This is a genomic window from Nitrosospira briensis C-128 (assembly GCF_000619905.2).
GTDB classification, from domain to species: Bacteria; Pseudomonadota; Gammaproteobacteria; order Burkholderiales; family Nitrosomonadaceae; genus Nitrosospira; species Nitrosospira briensis.
Window position 1 is genome coordinate 2012215 of the sequence record NZ_CP012371.1, and the last position, 17532, is coordinate 2029746.

A 17532-nucleotide genomic window follows, 5' to 3' on the forward strand; every position below is an offset into this window, starting at 1 on the left:
CCCACCAGATTTAAGAACAGGATATGAAAAAATTCAAGCAGTTGGTTAAAGGCGCGCTTCACCGGCTTCCTGATGAAGGACGTGGCATAAAGGCGACCGTTCGAAAATTGCAAATGAAAAAAGAAATTGCAACCGCTAATCTGATTGGCCGCTTAGAGGGTGCGAGATTGCCTGACCCCTATACAATATATTGGACTGACCCCGCGCGCGTTAACTTTCATACAAATTACAAGGTTGATTCCCCGGATTGGGAAGACTTTGTATTCGACCAAAACAAATTTGTTGCACAGGTTCAGGATGGTGACTGGGACCTTCCTTTGCACCGCGTTGCGGACATGCGGGTGTGCCGCGCGATCAGCGAGCGAATTCATCAGGGAGTTGCATGGCACGCGACGGAATATTATCAGCACGCCATAAGTCAGATCAACGACGGTCGAGAATTATGGGATTGTTCAGATCGCGCAAGTTTCGATAGGCGCTGCGATGAGATAGATCGATTAATTGAGTCCATAGATAGCAAGGGATACTGTGAAAGATTAGCAGATCCGTCGATGTCGGCGTATTCCGGAGGCAAGGAAATTCTTATCAACATCAGTCGGGATGGCTTGTGTTTATTTCAGGATGGCAGACATCGGTTGGCTATCGCGCTTGCGCTCGGGCTCAAGCGCGTTCCCGTGCAGGTTCTGGTAAGGCATTCAGGTTGGCAATCATTTCGTGAGTTGATGCATCATATGGCGCGCGGTGACGGCGGTGCCAGCAAACGGGGTGTGCTCTATCAAACACCTATGCATTTCGATCTGGCGGATATTCCATCGGAGCATGCATGCGAGGATCGATGGGAGGCAATAAAAAATAAATTGGATGCGGCATCCGGCATGGCTCTTGATATCGGCTGCAATCTCGGTTTTTTTTGTCATAGATTGGAAGAAAGCGGCTATTCCTGTGTCGGCGTTGAGTACCTGCCAACAATTGCGCTTGCCGCACGAAAGATTGCATATGCTGAGGATCGTAAGCTGAAAATAGTGACAGGCGACATACTTAGTTCAGAAACGCTGAGGGAGGTTGGGGACTCTGGCTTTGACGTCGTGATAGCGCTGAATATTTTTCACCATTTCATCAAAACGAAGGATGGATATGAGCGGCTTCGTCAATTTATGAGTAACGTTCAGATCGGAGCTATGTTTTTTGAGCCCCATCATCCGGATGAACCGCAGATGCAAGGCGTATTCATAAATCCACCGCCAAATGAATTTGTACAATTAGTAAAGGATTGGGGCGGCTTCGAAAAGGCCGAGCGTATTTATACGGCGACAGACGGCCGGATGATATTCAAATTGGAACAACAGCGCCGGAAGCGCTAGCAGTCCATCGGAAGTAGCTTGTCCTATGAGAAATTTTGGTTGTTCGAATACCTCTACTTGACAGGGGTCATTCCGTCTGATCGATCGCAAGGCTCCGCCTATCTTTGCCATCCTCCGTGGGCGAATGGCTACCGAAGGACCATTTGGCAATGGTTTATAATATGTAAGTACCGTACGTTTTAGAAAACTACCGCTTGTCAGTAGACCACGGGGAAGGGAAATATGAGCTCTGGTAATATTTATAGCGATGGTACCTATTTGGAAAGACATCCGGGGTGGCATCAAGAGGATTCATCATGGAAAGCAAAGCAAATATTAAAAATACTCAGGAAAAATAGCGTTGCTCCTTCGACATTATGTGAAATTGGCTGCGGTGCTGGTGAAATATTGAACTGTCTATCACATGAGTATGGTGACGAAGTAGTTTTTTCCGGATATGAAATTTCCCCCCAAGCTTTTGCGATCTGCAAGAATAAAGAAAAGAAGAATCTTCATTTTTTTCTCGAAAATCTACTTGACTATAAAGACCCCGCGTTCGACGTATTGCTGGCCATTGACGTATTTGAACACGTTGAGGATTACTTTGGATTTCTAAGGGAACTTAGAAAAAAAGCGAAATATAAGTTGTTTCATATTCCTCTGGACTTATCCGTTCAATCAGTTTCTCGCCTCTCGCCAATATTACACTCCAGGTCATCAGTGGGTCATATCCATTATTTCATAAAGGAAACAGCCTTGGCGACCTTACAGGATACTGGCTATGATGTTGTGGATTACTGCTATACAAACAGTTCATTAGAGCTTTCCAATCGCGGCTGGAAAGCCAACTTCATGAAAGTGCCTAGAAAGCTTTTCTTTAAAGTTCATCCTGATCTGACTGTAAGAGTATTAGGGGGATTTTCATTATTGGTTTTGGCTAAGTAGAAAAGTCACAGAAGCTCTGCAGTTTGGTTTGTGTCAGGTTCTCCAAAAATTGAAGAACTCCTGCACCTAATGTAAGAGAGTTTGTTGACGAGTCAGGAAATCCAACAAAACCACTCTTCAGGTGAGTTTGGCCCGTAGAGGGGAATGCCTCCGCTCAGATCACCGGGGGAGTTTTCCAAGAAGCTCATATGAGCGCTATGCGCTTCAAAGCGTCTCCACAACGAAAACGAAATATGTCAAGCTTTGGGAGTCGACATCCGGAAAAGCGACTTGTTGAGTAGATCAGATTGAGGTGTGCGTCAGTTTTGATGTTATTTTCTGGTAATGTTCCACCGACGGCGTTGGCCGACTTCGCGATCATCCTAAATCTGCCGCGAAGCGAGTTCACCAAAAAGGTGAAGCTCACGGGGCACAAAAAATCCTTTTGTATTATGGTCTTAACTGAAAAAATGAGCGGTCAACTTCCGGATCTAGGATCCTTCCACATTTAAGCTTCGGTCTGGGAAAACTCACATCGATCGAGTCTTCAAAACAAATGCCGCTAAGCCAACGGTCGAAGATGTGATCAAGCTCGAAACCCAACAGCTACCATTTTTCCCTGGTTCATGGCTTGTTGGGAAGAGGCCGGATTCTAGCGTTCGGAGAGCCGAGACGAGTTGCTTGACATGGCAAGCCTGGAGCGAGCATGAGTACTATAAGATTACTTCATCCTGTGGGAGCGTAATCTTGTCACCGAGTTCGGATGTGTTTTCAGCCGTGCTGATGGAATCACTACCAATGGATGCCGATCCGGTGGACCGGCTTGCTTTGATGATCAATTGAACTTTATGAAAATTCCGGCGCACAAGTCAATAGTAATGCTTGGAACATCACCTGAGGCCCACGGCGGTATCGCAACCTTGGTGGGCAATTACAGAGATTCCGGTATCTTAAAGGAGTGGAAGGTCAGGTATCTAGTGACGCATGTGGAGGGCTCCCGGTTAAAAAAAGCGCGGGTGGCGGCGATTGCGATGTTTCGGCTGTGTTCAATACTTTTTGCTGGGCAAATTGAACTGCTTCATGTGCACATGTCATCCAGAGCAAGTACATGGAGAAAGGTGCTTTTTATATTGGTAGCGATGACGTTCCGGGTGCCTTATCTCGTTCACTTACACAGTCCTGACTTCGTTGATTTTTTTGAGCATGAATGTGGGAAACGCAAAAAAAGGCTAATTAGGTTCGTTCTATCTCATGCGGCCCGTGTTATTACCTTATCGTCAAGTTGGGCTAAAGCTATAGAAAAACTAATTCCTGCTACACGTACCGTGATTCTTTTCAACTCCGTGGGACTACCTGAAATGAAGTTGGGTGATGCGGAGGAACACGCGCGTAATGGCGATTTGTTCGACCCGCCGCTGATATTGTTTCTTGGTCAAATTGGTAGACGTAAAGGTGTATTTGATCTGATTCAGGCCGTTTCTTTGCTAGATGAGAGCTTCAGATTGATCCTGGGAGGTGACGGTGAGCTACAACGAGGGCGGGCATTGTCCCAAGAATTGGGTGTCAGTGAAAAGATCCAATTTGCAGGATGGCTCAGCAAAGTAGAAAAGGAACATCTGCTCGCGCGCGCAGACATATTTGTGCTTCCTTCATATAATGAGGGTATGCCGATGGCAATTCTGGAGGCGATGTCATGGGCAATTCCCGTTGTAACGACCCCAGTGGGAGGCATACCGGAAGTCATAATAGAAGGACAGGAAGGACTGCTGGTCAATTCTGGCGATATTCCAGAACTGGCGCACGCACTGAAGCGGTTGCTTACTGCGCCATCACTTCGCCGCGAACTTGGGGAAGCAGGAAGGCATAAAATCGAGCTTGAATACTCAATGCAAGTTTTGCGTCCGCAATTAGAAAAATTGTGGATCAATTCGAGTTCATCTCAATCTGACCGTTCACTTTGAGGCGGTGCCGTATCGTTTGTCCTATAAGGAAGTCATCATGATTCGACCAAAATATATTTTTGCCAACCTTGTCTTTGCGCTTTCTTGTAATTATGCTTATGCCGAGATAGTTTTCGATGGAAGATTCGATAAGGGCGATTTCTCCGGTTATTGGGCATTGGAGGCGAACGGTAATGCTGTTAGCGGCGCATCCGTGCCCAACGGTATTCAAGCCCGGCTGGAAAGTGTTCTTGATCCGGCAGGGTCTGCGAAATCGGTGATGCGTGCGACATATATCGCGGGCGATATTGAGACTCATTCTGGCTATCGCTCCGAAGCAAGCACTTTCAAAGATCCCATTGGCGCGGAACGCTGGTATTCCTGGGGTTACTATCTTCCTGATACGTGGAAGTCTATCAAGATCGATAGTGCTATTGCGCAAATTCACGACACGCCCGATGAGAATGAGAGCGGATTCCGGAACCCGACTCTCGCCGTTATCGTTCAGGATAACAAATTGAAACTGATCAATGCATTCGATTACGACAATATTACATCGCCATCTGACCGCAAAGCCATGGCAGGTGTTGATTTTGAGCGTCGGGAATTGACTTCATGGGAACTCGAAACGGGGAGATGGACTTACTTGGATCTCCATGTAAGGTGGGCAGGAGACGATACAGGTTTTCTTGAAGTCTGGAAGGATGGGGTGTTGCTTTTTCAAGAGCATGATCACATCAATACTTTCAATGACAAAGCAGGGGTTTGGTTCAAAAACGGTATATACAACTGGTCGCCCGGTCAAGAATCAGTTTCGGCTTATTCGACTGGTGTTCTTATCGGAGATGGGAAAGAAACGTTTCGGTCTATGTCCATGTCGGTTGTTTCCGAGCCGAGCAATTATATGATGATGATGGCGGGACTCGTAGGTATCGGTTTCTTTGCCTCGAGGCGAAGCCCCGTGCCCAAATCTGCCGGGATAAATACGTGAAAAGTCTTTATTTGATTGCCGGGGCACGTCCGAATTTCATGAAAATCGCTCCCATAGTGCGTGCGTTACAAGCCCATGGCGGCTTGGCATACAAGATTATCCATACCGGTCAACATTATGATCGCGAGATGAATGAGGTTTTTTTTGAGGAACTGGGCATCCCCCAGCCAGATGTCTTCATGGGAGCCGGTGGAGGTAGCCATGCACAGCAGACGGGCAAGATCATGCTGGTTTTTGAGGAACTCTGCGACACGGAGCGACCTGATGCGGTGCTGGTGGTCGGTGACGTAAATTCAACATTGGCCTGCTCGATTGTAGCCAAGAAACTGGGTATCCCCGTGGCGCATGTAGAGGCCGGTTTGCGCAGCGGCGATATGACAATGCCGGAAGAGATCAACCGCGTGGTCACCGACAGCATTGCAGACTGGTTTTTCGTGACCGAGCCAAGTGGTATTGCGCACCTGAAGCGCGAGGGAAAGCCGGACGCGGCAATTCATTATGCCGGTCACGTGATGGTGGATAATTTATTATACCAGGCGGAAAAGCTGGCTCGCTCCGACACCTCTGGATTTGAAACAAGCAATTTCAAGGCGGCGTATGCGGACAATGGTGCACAGTATGGGGTAGTTACCCTGCACCGGCCGAGCAATGTGGACAACGCCGGGATGCTTGCGCGTATCGCCAGCGCGTTGTGCGAGATAGCAACCGAACTGCCGCTGGTTTTCCCCGTGCATCCGCGTACCAGGGGAACTCTTGAAAAATTTGGAATCGATCTTGGGCCGAATATTACTCTGGTGGGACCGCAACCCTATATGAGCTTTCTTCATTTATGGAAAGATGCCGCTGTGGTATTAACCGACAGCGGCGGTCTCCAGGAAGAAACCACCGCGCTTGGCGTGCCATGCATTACCATCCGCGAAAACACCGAGCGGCCCGTGACGGTGGATGAAGGGTCCAATGTGGTGGCCGGCACGGACCCTGTACGAATCGTCGCCGAAGTACGGAAGATACTTCGCGGCGAAGGCAAGCAGGGCCGCCGGCCTCATCTTTGGGATGGTAGAGCCGCCCAGCGGATTGTCGAAGTGCTCGCGAGGGAATTGTCATGACGCGTCGCATTGAGATGATGGGCTGTAAAATCGATAATCTATCAATGGAAGAGACGTTGCAGACCATCGAGACATTCATTCAGACTCGGGAGCCTCACCAGCATGTCGTTATCAATGTCAATAAGTTGGTCAAGGCCAGCCGCGACGATAAATTGCGCCGTATTATCAATGATTGCCAGTTGATCAATGTAGATGGGATGCCGATCGTGTGGGCGTCCCGGCTGCTCGGCAAGCCGCTAAAAGAGCGCGTAGCTGGCGTAGATGTGTTCGAATCGCTAATGCGGCGTTCAGCCGAGAAAGGTTGGCGCGTATACTTGCTTGGTGCTCGGGAAGACGTGGTTTCCACTGTAAAGCAGGTTTACGCTGGCAAGTATCCTGGTTTGACCATTGCCGGACACCGCAATGGATACTGGAAGCCTGGGGAAGAAGCGGAAGTCGTCGAGCGCATTAAAGCCACGCAGGCGGACATATTGTTCGTTGCAATCAGTTCACCAAGAAAAGAGTATTTTCTCGGGCATTATCAGGCAGAGATGAAGATTCCGTTTGCCATGGGTGTTGGCGGCACTTTCGATGTGGCGGCGGGCAAGGTCAAACGCGCACCGGTCTGGATGAGAAATTCCGGTCTTGAATGGTTTTACCGGTTCCTGCAGGAGCCTCGACGTATGTTTAAACGCTATTTTATCGAAAACATGTTTTTTTTCTGGCTGCTGCTGAAAGAACTGACGCGGAAGAAGCAAGCAATTTATCTGCTTTAATCCATTACTTCTATTTGTTGCTAACACTCAAAATGATCTAATTATTTCAAGTCCTTTTCGTTTGCGCCCGGCAGGCGCGAGTAGTCGATTATCCTAAATCCGGCAGTTGGACGGGCGGAGTGAGCGGTTTTTGGGTGCAGGGCAAGACGCAACGACGCGGAATGGGCGCCCTGGAATGCGGTCGCGGCATCCCTTCGTTGCCCTATCCCCGCTTCGCGGGGTCCTCGGGCGACGCTCCGGGCGCCCATTCCCAAGGAGTTGCATCGCAGCCCTGTGCCGCAAAAACTGTTCAATCCGCCCCGGAGCGAGCTCACCAAAAAGGTGAGGTTCACGGGTCATAAAAAATCCTTCCGGATTATGGGTAAAAATTTAAAAATGAGCGGTCAACTGCCGGATTCAGGATTATGGGATCGAACCAGATTAGTGCTTCGTACTAACTTTGCCTTTGCTTCTGATAATATCTCACGCATGCGGATAATATTGGAACGTGTAATCCAAATCCGTATCCGAATCCGAATTTCGGCTTGAAGAATTTACCATACTTGATCTATGGGCAAGGCGACAGTGCGCGTTAGCATTCTTATTAAGGCGCTCAACGAAGAGGCGCGGATTGGCGGTTGCCTGGCTGCTGCTGTGCGTGAGGCACAATCAATTAACGGGGAAGTGATTTTAGTTGACTCACTCTCAACCGATAGAACTGTTGAAATTGCGAGTCGCTACTCCGTTCGGATTGTACAGTTTTTCCGCTTGGAAGACTGTGGCTGTGGCGCTGCGGTTCAGCTTGGGTATCAATTCGCGAAGGGGGATTACATTTATGTACTTGATGGCGATATGGAGTTGCAGGCTGGTTTTATTGCCAAGGCATTGGCTATGCTGGAGGCGGAACCGGATCTCGCTGGGGTTAGCGGAAAACTTGTCGATACTCATATCCGAACCGCTGCAGATGCAAGACGTGCTCAGACAGTGGGGAACTTGAGCGAGCGAACAGAAGTGGATCATCTGGGTGGCGGCGGTCTTTATCGGCGCAAAGCGATCGAGTCCGTGGGTTATCTCGCTCATCGCTGGCTTCCGGCCTTGGAGGAGGCTGAGTTAGGCTTCCGCTTACATGCCGCGGGTTGGCGTCTAGTCCGATTGCCCGACGTTGCGGTATTGCATACCGGCCATGCAGAATCAAGTCGGGAGATGCTTCGTAGACTTTGGCGGAATCGTCGTGCTCACGCTGGCGGCATGTTCCTGCGTTCTGCTTTTCGTAAAGCATGGTGGTGGCTTACTGTGCGAAACCAATGGCCGTTAATTTTTACACTTGCGATACATCTCGCGATCTTAGGGATGGCAATCTCGTTCAGCAGCAGCTCGCTCAATATAATAAGTAAATGGCTGGTGCTGGAACTTGGCACTTGGATGAGTCTTTGGATTGCGCTCGGCATAAAGAAACGAAGCCTGTCATTTGCGGGGATTTCTCTCGTCAACTGGCACATCTTAACCTTTGCAGCGCTGCTCGGCGCAAGCCGGCCTCTAGCTGACCCGGAAATACCTATTCCCGCGCGCGAAATCACGTAATCTGAATCCGATTGTCCTGTTCAGCTAACCTATCCCAGAAAATGGCAAGCGAAGAATATGGTTCGAGAACATATTTTTGTCAAATGTCTTCATGGGCGCTGGTCGAGGAAGCCATACTCAACTGACCAGCAAGGCCCTGCTCGCTTTTGAGGAGTCTTGTCAGACAGAGCGGCCTGACGCGGTGCTGATTTTGGGCGATGTGAATTCAACATTGGCTTGCTCAATTGTGGCCAAGAAGCTGAATATTCCTGTAGCCGCGTTGAAGCGGGACTGCGTAGCGGCGACAAAAGCATGCCGGAAGAAATCAATCGCTTGGTTGCTCACAGTATTTCGGACTGGTTTTTTGTTGGCTGTTCTGAGCAACACGGGATATGAAATAACAGATTGTTTCTACAAGAATTATTCAGAACTGCCAAATCTCGGTTGGAAGACCAAGGCACTGAAACTGATGAAGACTTGACTCTAAGAGTGCTTGGAGGATTTCGCTAATGTATTGGCGAAATAGACGGAATAATGCTTCCTAAGCCTGTTTTGAAGTAAGCGATGGGATGGGACGGCAATCTGACGAGTGTCAGTTCAAGCTGGCTTGTAGTTCTCCGGGCTACTCAAAATAATTGCTGCGTTATTCAGGCTGCCCAATGACGAAATTGTTGACAAATAGTGCAAGGCGCTTCGGGGGAGGGCAAGCAGATCGCGGGGGATGACTTCTGGATTATCAGAGTCAGCGGACTGGTGTAATAGAATAAGGCCATTGAATTCTGCTACGATTCACCGGATCGCAGCGATGAATATGCACTCGGCCAAGCTAGATTCCAATAGTTGGGCTTTGCATTTAATCTCTAGTTTAAGATAATAGGTAATCATGATTCTTGTCACCGGCGGAGCAGGTTATATCGGGTCGCATACGTGCGTGGAGTTGCTGAATGCGGGCTTCGACGTGACGGTTTTCGACAATTTCTGCAACAGCCATCCCGAGGCATTAGCCCGGGTGGAGCGCATCACCGGCAAAAAACTGCACCTGGTGCGTGGCGATAGTCGGGATCGTGCCGCGTTGGTTGCAGCATTGCGCGAGAGCGGCGCCAGTGCGGTTATTCATTTCGCCGGCCTCAAGGCGGTGGGGGAGTCGGTCAAGCAGCCATTGGCTTATTACGATAATAATGTGGTCGGTACCCTTCGCCTGTTGGAAGCGATGACTGAGTGCGATGTGAAAACCTTGGTATTCAGTTCTTCCGCCACGGTTTATGGTGATCCCAAGTGGCTTCCGTTAACTGAAGACCATCCTCTCTCCACCACAAATCCGTACGGGCGCAGCAAGCTGATGGTTGAGGAAATTTTGCGCGATCTATACCGCAGTGATTCTTCCTGGCGCTGCGGCATCCTGCGTTATTTCAACCCCGTGGGTGCCCACCCCAGCGGCCTGATCGGCGAGGATCCACAGGGCATTCCAGATAACCTGATGCCTTTCGTTACCCAGGTAGCGATAGGACGACGAGAAATTCTCAATGTTTGGGGCAACGATTATCCAACGCCGGATGGTACCGGTGTGCGGGACTACATCCATGTCGTGGATCTGGCGCTGGGTCACCTTAAAGCCCTGAAAGTCCTGGATGCCGTTGCCGCCCCAGGTACTTCGGATCGGCACGCGCAGGCGGGGTGCCTGACGGTAAATCTCGGAACGGGGACAGGCTATAGCGTACTGGAGATGATTCGGGCTTTTGAGCAGGCAAGCGGTCGGCCGGTGCCATACCAGATTGGGTCCCGGCGCCCCGGCGACATCGCGTCTTGCTATGCCGACCCCAAATTGGCATTTGATTTACTGGGTTGGAAGGCGGAACGTGGGTTGGAGGAAATGTGCGCCGATAGTTGGCGCTGGCAAAGTGCCAATCCCGAGGGATTTGAAGGCCGACGTTAACGAAGAGGTCCGCGTTATTCGTTATTAACCGGCGGTCAGCAATCGGAACCGGCAGTAAGTGGTTTCAGGAATAGATTTTTAACGGATGGGAATATCGCCCTATGGAAGGTTCATGCAGCCATTGATTCCTGTTGTGCTCTCTGGAGGCTCCGGCACGCGCCTCTGGCCGCTCTCGCGCGAGAAGTATCCCAAGCAGCTTTTGCCGCTTATTGGAGAAGATTCACTGTTGCAGTCCACGGTGAGACGCATGGAGGGGCTCACCGGTGTGGAACTCGGGTCACCGCTGATCGTTTGCAACGAAGAATACCGTTTCGTAATTGCGGAACAGCTACGCCTGATGGAAACCGAAGGCACGATCCTGCTTGAACCCGTAGGGCGTAATACCGCACCCGCCCTGACTCTGGCTGCCTTGGCGGCAATGCGCGGCGGAGACGATCCAGTCCTGCTGGTGATGCCCGCTGATCATTTGATTCTGGATATATCAGGTTTTCAGGCGGCGGTACGCAAAGGCATAACGCTAGCCAATGAAGGCATGGTAGTGACTTTCGGTATCAAGCCGGATTCACCCGAGACGAGTTACGGCTACATTCAATCGGGTGAGCCTCTCGGACAGGATGGGGTCAATCGGATAGCGCGTTTTGTGGAGAAGCCCGATCTCGCAACGGCACAAGCTTATCTTGACGCCGGTTCTTACTTCTGGAACAGCGGCTTATTCATGCTGCATGCTTCGGTATGGATCTCGGCCATCGGTTGCTGTCGAGCGGACATCCTGGCGGCTTGCCGTGCAGCGTGGGATCGGGGTGTTGTGGATGGCGATTTTTTACGCGTGAGCAAAGAAGCATTCATGCAATGTCCGAGCGACTCGATCGATTACGCGGTCATGGAGCGTATTGCTGTGGGCGATGACTCATTGCCGATGGGTGCGGTGATTCCGCTGTCGGCTGGCTGGTCTGATGTTGGCGCATGGGATTCCTTATGGCAGGTATTGCCCAAGGATCATCACGGCAATGTATCGCAAGGAGATGTGTTGCTGGATGATTGCCATAACATGCTGATCATGGCGGAGCACAGACTGGTGGCGTGCGTAGGGGTAGAGGATATGGTGGTGGTCGAAACGGCGGACGCCATCCTGGTAGCCCACATGAACAAGACGCAGCACGTGAAGAAAATTGTTGATAGCTTAAAGCGTCAGGGTCGGCCCGAGGGCGAATTGCATCGCAAGGTATTCCGCCCCTGGGGTTGGTACGATGCTGTCGATGCCGGCAAGCGTTTTCAGGTAAAACGCATCGTTGTCAAACCCGGGGCAGCCCTATCGCTGCAGATGCATCATCACCGTGCGGAACATTGGATTGTAGTAAGCGGAACGGCACAGGTGACGCGGGGTGACGCCAGCTATCTCGTATCCGAAAATGAATCGACTTTTATTCCGTTGGGTACTCGCCACCGATTGGAAAATCCGGGCTGCGTGCCCCTTGAGATGATCGAGGTCCAATCAGGCTCATATTTGGGCGAAGATGATATCGTGCGCTTTGAGGATGTTTACGGACGGCAAGAAGGTTAAATGCTTTTTGGTCCTTGCTAGTCCATACGGTCTATTGACCCCTCGTTTCTCAGGTGTAACCTTCATACCTCGAGTTCTGCGAGTTAAATTTTTCCAGATCCGGTGTAGTAAGTACAGTAAAAAATAATTATCGACGCTGTTGCAAAACTGCACAGATCGTTGGTATCCAAGTGTTCAAAGTACGTACTTATAGGAGATTACAATCATGGTTAATATTTTTTTGAAGCGAGCCATTGGTGTTGCGATTCTGGCAGGAGTCAGCGTCGGCGCGAATGCAACAACAACTGCCCTGGGTGAAGTGTCTCCCGGCGTGCCCACGACGTTCACGGGTAGCGTGTTGGGGAATCAGCAAAGCTTCAGCGATATTTTCACCTTCACTTTGTCGCAACCCAACATGAGTTCCGGCTATAGTGTCGTCAATTTTCCGCTGGATATTCCGAATGTAGGCAGCTTGGGAACAATACTGTCCACAATGTCGCTGGTTACATTTGGTACTGATGGACTGCAGGGAACCGGAGATGATCAGGTCCTGAAGTCGGTCGTGCTTCCGTCGGCCGGCAACACGCAGGATCATCTCAGCTTATCCTGGGATCAACCTATTACCGGTCCGGCATATCTCAGCATAGGTGGCGTGACGAGCGGTACACTGGGCGGTATTTACTCCGGCTCGATCGAGACAGTTGCGGCGCCGGTTCCCGAGCCCGAAACCTATGCCATGCTGTTGGCTGGCCTGGGATTGATGGGTGCGGTTGTTCGCCGCCGGAGTAGCCGCAAGACGTCCTGAATCAAGCCAGACTCAGGCATTATTGTATCTACTCTGTAATTCATTGTTACGGCCTCTTGCAAGAGGCCGTTTCTTTGTGCGCCATGCCGGGCGCGCAAAAGAAAACCGCCAAGGGCGGTTTATTGAGCGGCGAATGCCGGGGCTTATTTATACTCTCGCCAAGTTCCTGGTAGGCGCGATTGGACTCGAACCAACGACCCCCACCATGTCAAGGTGGTGCTCTAACCAGCTGAGCTACGCGCCTGGAAAATCGAATTTTATATGAAACAGAAGGGGGGTTCAAATTATAATAATCGAACTCTGGCAAAATTCCGGCAAAAGGGGCGGGAAGGAGGAGAATATCTTTCAATGTCGATCATAAAGCCGCTACAGGAACTCACGGGGACCCATGGAAAAAATCCGGTTATCCAAGCTCATGTCTCAACAAGGGCTGTGTTCTCGCAGGGAAGCGGATAATTACATCGAACGCGGATGGGTATATGTCGATGACGAACCTGTCACCGAATTGGGTACAAAGATTTATCCCCTGCAGAAAATAAGGCTGCATAACATGGCGGAAGCCCAGCAGCTAGATCAAGTTACAATACTGTTGAACAAGCCCATCGGCTACGTATCAGGGCAACCGGAACCAGGATACAAGCCCGCGATCAGCCTGGTTAACAAGGAATCGCGCTTTCATGGCGATCAAACACCAAAACGCTTCAGTCCGATGCATTTGAAAGGTCTGGCTCCTGCGGGTCGGCTGGATATCGATTCGTGCGGCTTGTTGGTGCTCACGCAGGACGGTCGCATTGCCAAACAGTTGATCGGCGCGGAATCGGGGATTGAGAAGGAATACCTGGTGCGTATCGAGGGAATCTTGTCGAAGCCCGCATTGGATCTGCTGAACCATGGCCTGAGCCTCGATGGTCAGGTATTAAAGCGCGCCGAAGTGATCCGGCAAAATAAGGACCAATTACGCTTTATTCTACGCGAAGGCAAGAAACGCCAGATCCGTAGAATGTGCGAATTGGTCGGACTGAAAGTTACTGGGTTAAAGCGCGTCCGCATTGGCAGGGTAAAATTGGGTGACCTGCCGGTAGAAAAATGGCGTTTTTTGCGGCATGGCGAAGAGTTTTGACCCGGTGTTCCCGCTAAATGCCATGCGATTAGTCTCTCAAGTCGAAGGATAACAATGATTTTAGTAACGGGCGGCGCCGGATTCATTGGTGCGAACTTTGTGCTGGACTGGTTGGCGCAATCTGACGAAGCGGTAATCAACCTCGACATACTCAGCTACGCGGGTAATCTGGAGAATCTCTCCACGCTGGTGGAAGATGCGCGGCACATTTTTGTAAAAGGCGATATAGGCGACGCTTCCCTCTTAACTGATCTACTCCGACGCTATCGACCCCGCGCCATCGTCAATTTTGCCGCTGAAAGTCACGTCGACCGTTCTATTCATGGCCCGGAAGACTTCATACAGACCAATATCGTCGGTACCTTTCGTCTTCTGGAAGCCGGACGCGGTTACTGGAATGCCCTGGATGAAAATGCAAAGCGGGATTTTCGCTTCCTCCAGGTTTCGACCGACGAAGTTTATGGTTCCCTCGCCAAGGGCGAGCCAGCCTTCGATGAGGCGCACCGCTACGAGCCGAATAGCCCATACTCGGCGACCAAAGCCGCCAGCGACCATCTGGTGCGTGCATATCATCATACCTACGGCTTGCCTGTGCTCACCACCAATTGCTCCAACAACTATGGTCCTTATCAATTCCCTGAAAAACTTATCCCGTTGATCATCGTCAACGCGCTTGCCGGCAAACCCTTGCCTGTGTATGGAGACGGTCAGCAAATTCGCGATTGGCTATATGTAAAAGACCATTGCAGCGCCATCCGTCGTGTGCTGGAAGCGGGAATTCCCGGGCAGATTTACAATATAGGCGGCTGGAACGAGAAACCCAACATCGACATCATCCATACGATTTGTGCATTGCTGGATACGTTACGACCTCGAGCCAGCGGGCCCTACCGTAACCTGATCAATTTTGTCACTGACCGTCCTGGTCATGACCGCCGCTATGCAATCGATGCGAGTAAAATCGAGCGCGAACTGGGCTGGAAGCCTGCTGAGACTTTTGAAACAGGCATACGCAAAACCGTGCAATGGTATCTTGGCAATCCGTCCTGGGTCGCCAATGTTCAGTCCGGCGCCTACCGGACCTGGGTTGAGAAGAATTACAATGGGCGCACCTGATGAAAATTCTGCTGTTCGGTAAAAATGGGCAGGCGGGGTGGGAGCTACAGCGCAGTCTTGCGCCGTTAGGCGAATTGATAGCGGTCGATTTTGACAACCAGGATTTCTGCGGTGATTTCACAAACCTTGATGGTATTGCGCAAACCGTTCGGACGGTTTCACCCGATGTGATAGTGAATGCGGCCGCACATACCGCTGTGGACAAAGCTGAAGACGAGCCGGAACGGGTTCATGTTATTAACGCCCTTGCTCCGGCTACTCTTGCTGGAGAAGCCGGTAAGCTTGGCGCCTGGCTGGTCCATTACTCCACTGATTATGTATTTGACGGCAGTGGGAGCAAACCCTGGGTAGAAACCGACCCTACCGGGCCTTTGAATGTATACGGTCGGACAAAACTTGAAGCCGAGAACGCCATTTCAGCGTCTGGCTGCCGCCATCTGATCTTCCGCACCAGTTGGGTTTTTGCCGAGCGGGGTGGTAACTTCGCAAAAACAATGTTGCGCCTGGCACAGGAGCGCGATCGCCTCACCATTATCGACGACCAGATCGGCGCGCCCACTGGTGCCGATCTGTTGGCCGATATTACTGCCCATGCCATTCGGACGGCCGTGAAGCGGCCGAACGTATCCGGCCTTTATCATCTGGTTGCAGCGGGCGAAACCTCATGGTACGGTTACGCCCGGTTTGTATTAAACTTTGCTCGTCAAGCTGGGGTCAGGCTCGAGGTGGCGCAGGAAAATATCCTCCCGGTCCCTGCCAGTGCATTTCCTTCACCCGCCACGCGACCGAAAAATTCGCGTCTGGATACCGAAAAACTGCAAAGCACCTTCGACTTGAGTTTGCCTTCATGGCAAACGGGTGTAGCACGCATGCTCACTGAAACCCTTGAGAAGAATCGATGACCCAGCGTAAAGGCATTATCCTCGCCGGCGGATCCGGTACCCGGCTTTACCCAGTCACAAAGGCGGTTTCGAAACAACTGCTGCCTATTTACGACAAACCGATGATCTATTATCCGTTAAGTACACTCATGCTGGCGGGTATTCGCGATATCCTCATCATCTCCACGCCGCAGGACACGCCGCGTTTTGAACAACTGCTGGGCGATGGAAGCGATTGGGGGCTGAACTTGCAATATGCCGTGCAAGCCAGTCCGGATGGGTTGGCTCAGGCCTTTACCATTGGTAAAGACTTTATCGGGCATAATCCCAGCGCCCTGGTGCTCGGCGATAACATTTTTTATGGACACGATTTGCACCTGCGCCTCCAGCGCGCCATGGCAAAGCAGGAAGGGGCGACCATATTCGCCTATCACGTACAAGACCCCGAGCGCTATGGCGTGGTTGCTTTTGATGGTCATAATCAGGCTTCCTCGCTGGAGGAAAAACCGGTCCGGCCCAAGAGCAACTATGCTGTGACCGGCCTGTATTTCTACGATAACCAGGTTGTCGATATTGCCAGCAGGCTCAAGCCTTCCGCTCGGGGCGAGCTGGAAATCACCGATGTAAACCGAAGCTACCTGGAACACAGCCAGCTTAACGTCGAAATCATGGGCCGTGGTTATGCATGGCTGGACACAGGTACTCACGAAAGCCTGATTGAAGCCAGCAATTTTATCGAAACCATTGAGCACCGCCAGGGTCTCAAGGTAGCGTGTCCGGAAGAGATCGCCTATCGTCAAGGTTTTATAGACGCCGCGCAGCTTGAGAAGCTGGCGAAACCCTTGGAAAAAAACGGCTACGGTCAGTATTTATTGCGTCTCTTGAATGAGCGGGTGGTCATATGAAGGTAATTCCCACCGCCATTCCGGACGTGCTGATAATCGAACCGAGAGTCTTTGGTGATAGCCGGGGATTCTTCTTCGAAAGCTTCAATCAGAAAAATTTCAGCCAGGCTACCGGGCTTGGCGTAAACTTCGTGCAGGATAATCATAGCCGCTCGGTCAAAGGTGTATTGCGCGGCTTGCATTATCAGATCCGACAGCCTCAGGGCAAGCTGGTGCGTGTAGTACGCGGTGCGGTTTTTGATGTGGCGGTCGATATCCGCAAGTCATCTCCAACTTTTGGCCGGTGGGTCGGGGTGGAATTAACCGAAGATAATTACCGTCAGGTATGGGTGCCACCGGGTTTTGCCCATGGTTTTTACGTGTTGAGCGAAAGTGCCGATTTTTTGTATAAAACTACGGATTACTACATTTCCGACTTTGAGCGCAGCATTGTTTGGAATGACCCGCAAATCGCGATTTCATGGCCAGTCGAAGCGGGTGCGCAACCCATTATTTCGGCGAAAGACGCAATTGCACCAACGCTGGCTGATGCCGAGGTATTTTGAGGCTTCTCGCCTGCAATCTTGTGGTGTGCCAAGCCGAGGAACCCTTCGGGTTGTGTATCGACATAGGAAACATGGATGATTTGATCAAGTAG

The 17532-nt window shown here is 50.9% G+C and carries 16 protein-coding genes and 1 tRNA gene; 16 read left to right on the top strand and 1 reads right to left on the bottom strand.

Going from position 1 to position 17532, the window contains the following annotated elements; genetic code table 11:
• Positions 1–23 precede the first annotated feature (23 nt).
• The 11 genes from F822_RS09140 to F822_RS15610 all read left to right on the top strand — a co-directional run bounded on the left by F822_RS09140 (position 24) and on the right by F822_RS15610 (position 12873).
• Positions 24–1361 carry a methyltransferase gene (locus tag F822_RS09140; protein WP_025040945.1) on the top strand — a complete coding sequence of 446 codons (1338 nt, stop codon included), beginning with the start codon at positions 24–26 and terminating at the stop codon, positions 1359–1361.
• Positions 1362–1583: 222 nt separating this feature from the next.
• Positions 1584–2285 carry a class I SAM-dependent methyltransferase gene (locus F822_RS09145; RefSeq protein ID WP_025040944.1) on the top strand — a complete coding sequence of 234 codons (702 nt, stop codon included), beginning with the start codon at positions 1584–1586 and terminating at the stop codon, positions 2283–2285.
• 827 nt (positions 2286–3112) lie between these two features.
• Positions 3113–4225 carry a glycosyltransferase family 4 protein gene (locus tag F822_RS09155; protein ID WP_025040942.1) on the top strand — a complete coding sequence of 371 codons (1113 nt, stop codon included), beginning with the start codon at positions 3113–3115 and terminating at the stop codon, positions 4223–4225.
• 37 nt (positions 4226–4262) lie between these two features.
• Complete coding sequence (locus tag F822_RS09160) at positions 4263–5195, top strand: heparin lyase I family protein (RefSeq protein ID WP_025040941.1); 933 nt, start codon at positions 4263–4265, stop codon at positions 5193–5195.
• Entirely contained in the window at positions 5192–6301 is a 1110-nt protein-coding gene (gene wecB / locus F822_RS09165; RefSeq protein ID WP_025040940.1) for a non-hydrolyzing UDP-N-acetylglucosamine 2-epimerase, read from the top strand. Before F822_RS09160 ends, wecB begins: the two co-directional genes overlap by 4 nt.
• Positions 6298–7056 (top strand): WecB/TagA/CpsF family glycosyltransferase, encoded by a 759-nt coding sequence (locus F822_RS09170; protein WP_025040939.1) that lies wholly within the window; start codon positions 6298–6300, stop codon positions 7054–7056. Before wecB ends, F822_RS09170 begins: the two co-directional genes overlap by 4 nt.
• 564 nt (positions 7057–7620) lie before the next feature.
• Positions 7621–8616, top strand: a complete 996-nt coding sequence (locus F822_RS09175; protein WP_197272807.1) for a glycosyltransferase family 2 protein — start codon at positions 7621–7623, stop codon at positions 8614–8616.
• A gap of 76 nt (positions 8617–8692) precedes the next feature.
• Positions 8693–9076: a UDP-N-acetylglucosamine 2-epimerase gene (locus tag F822_RS16095; RefSeq protein ID WP_442934887.1), complete on the top strand. Its 384-nt coding sequence runs from the start codon at positions 8693–8695 to the stop codon at positions 9074–9076.
• A 402-nt stretch (positions 9077–9478) separates the two neighbouring features.
• Positions 9479–10528, top strand: coding sequence for a UDP-glucose 4-epimerase GalE (galE, locus tag F822_RS09185; protein WP_025040935.1), 1050 nt, complete (start codon positions 9479–9481; stop codon positions 10526–10528).
• A gap of 112 nt (positions 10529–10640) precedes the next feature.
• Positions 10641–12089 (top strand): mannose-1-phosphate guanylyltransferase/mannose-6-phosphate isomerase, encoded by a 1449-nt coding sequence (locus F822_RS09190; protein ID WP_025040934.1) that lies wholly within the window; start codon positions 10641–10643, stop codon positions 12087–12089.
• Between the two features lie 205 nt (positions 12090–12294).
• Positions 12295–12873: an FxDxF family PEP-CTERM protein gene (locus F822_RS15610; protein ID WP_025040933.1), complete on the top strand. Its 579-nt coding sequence runs from the start codon at positions 12295–12297 to the stop codon at positions 12871–12873.
• A 167-nt stretch (positions 12874–13040) separates the two neighbouring features.
• On the opposite strand, the gene F822_RS09200 is transcribed toward F822_RS15610, so the two are convergent.
• Positions 13041–13117: transfer RNA gene (locus F822_RS09200), tRNA-Val, on the bottom strand.
• Between the two features lie 144 nt (positions 13118–13261).
• Between F822_RS09200 and F822_RS09205 the strand changes: the two genes are divergently transcribed.
• The 5 genes from F822_RS09205 to rfbC are packed head-to-tail and all read left to right on the top strand — an operon-like array spanning position 13262 to position 17440.
• Positions 13262–13993: a pseudouridine synthase gene (locus F822_RS09205; RefSeq protein WP_025040932.1), complete on the top strand. Its 732-nt coding sequence runs from the start codon at positions 13262–13264 to the stop codon at positions 13991–13993.
• Between the two features lie 54 nt (positions 13994–14047).
• Positions 14048–15109, top strand: coding sequence for a dTDP-glucose 4,6-dehydratase (gene rfbB / locus F822_RS09210; protein ID WP_025040931.1), 1062 nt, complete (start codon positions 14048–14050; stop codon positions 15107–15109).
• Complete coding sequence (gene rfbD, locus F822_RS09215; protein ID WP_025040930.1) at positions 15109–16011, top strand: dTDP-4-dehydrorhamnose reductase; 903 nt, start codon at positions 15109–15111, stop codon at positions 16009–16011. The genes rfbB and rfbD overlap by 1 nt, the downstream gene beginning before the upstream one ends.
• Positions 16008–16895 carry a glucose-1-phosphate thymidylyltransferase RfbA gene (rfbA, locus tag F822_RS09220; protein ID WP_025040929.1) on the top strand — a complete coding sequence of 296 codons (888 nt, stop codon included), beginning with the start codon at positions 16008–16010 and terminating at the stop codon, positions 16893–16895. Before rfbD ends, rfbA begins: the two co-directional genes overlap by 4 nt.
• The gene (gene rfbC / locus F822_RS09225) at positions 16892–17440 is read left to right on the top strand and encodes a dTDP-4-dehydrorhamnose 3,5-epimerase (protein WP_025040928.1); all 549 of its coding nucleotides are present in this window, start codon (positions 16892–16894) and stop codon (positions 17438–17440) included. Before rfbA ends, rfbC begins: the two co-directional genes overlap by 4 nt.
• Positions 17441–17532 lie beyond the last annotated feature (92 nt).

What these genes read in the sequence shown, in the direction of transcription:
- F822_RS09140 (WP_025040945.1), top strand. Translation starts at nt 24, where the DNA reads ATGAAAAAATTCAAGCAGTTGGTTAAAGGCGCGCTTCACCGGCTTCCT.
- F822_RS09145 (WP_025040944.1), top strand. Translation starts at nt 1,584, where the DNA reads ATGAGCTCTGGTAATATTTATAGCGATGGTACCTATTTGGAAAGACAT.
- F822_RS09155 (WP_025040942.1), top strand. Translation starts at nt 3,113, where the DNA reads ATGAAAATTCCGGCGCACAAGTCAATAGTAATGCTTGGAACATCACCT.
- F822_RS09160 (WP_025040941.1), top strand. Translation starts at nt 4,263, where the DNA reads ATGATTCGACCAAAATATATTTTTGCCAACCTTGTCTTTGCGCTTTCT.
- F822_RS09170 (WP_025040939.1), top strand. Translation starts at nt 6,298, where the DNA reads ATGACGCGTCGCATTGAGATGATGGGCTGTAAAATCGATAATCTATCA.
- galE (WP_025040935.1), top strand. Translation starts at nt 9,479, where the DNA reads ATGATTCTTGTCACCGGCGGAGCAGGTTATATCGGGTCGCATACGTGC.
- F822_RS09190 (WP_025040934.1), top strand. Translation starts at nt 10,641, where the DNA reads ATGCAGCCATTGATTCCTGTTGTGCTCTCTGGAGGCTCCGGCACGCGC.
- F822_RS15610 (WP_025040933.1), top strand. Translation starts at nt 12,295, where the DNA reads ATGGTTAATATTTTTTTGAAGCGAGCCATTGGTGTTGCGATTCTGGCA.
- F822_RS09205 (WP_025040932.1), top strand. Translation starts at nt 13,262, where the DNA reads ATGGAAAAAATCCGGTTATCCAAGCTCATGTCTCAACAAGGGCTGTGT.
- rfbB (WP_025040931.1), top strand. Translation starts at nt 14,048, where the DNA reads ATGATTTTAGTAACGGGCGGCGCCGGATTCATTGGTGCGAACTTTGTG.
- rfbD (WP_025040930.1), top strand. Translation starts at nt 15,109, where the DNA reads ATGAAAATTCTGCTGTTCGGTAAAAATGGGCAGGCGGGGTGGGAGCTA.
- rfbA (WP_025040929.1), top strand. Translation starts at nt 16,008, where the DNA reads ATGACCCAGCGTAAAGGCATTATCCTCGCCGGCGGATCCGGTACCCGG.
- rfbC (WP_025040928.1), top strand. Translation starts at nt 16,892, where the DNA reads ATGAAGGTAATTCCCACCGCCATTCCGGACGTGCTGATAATCGAACCG.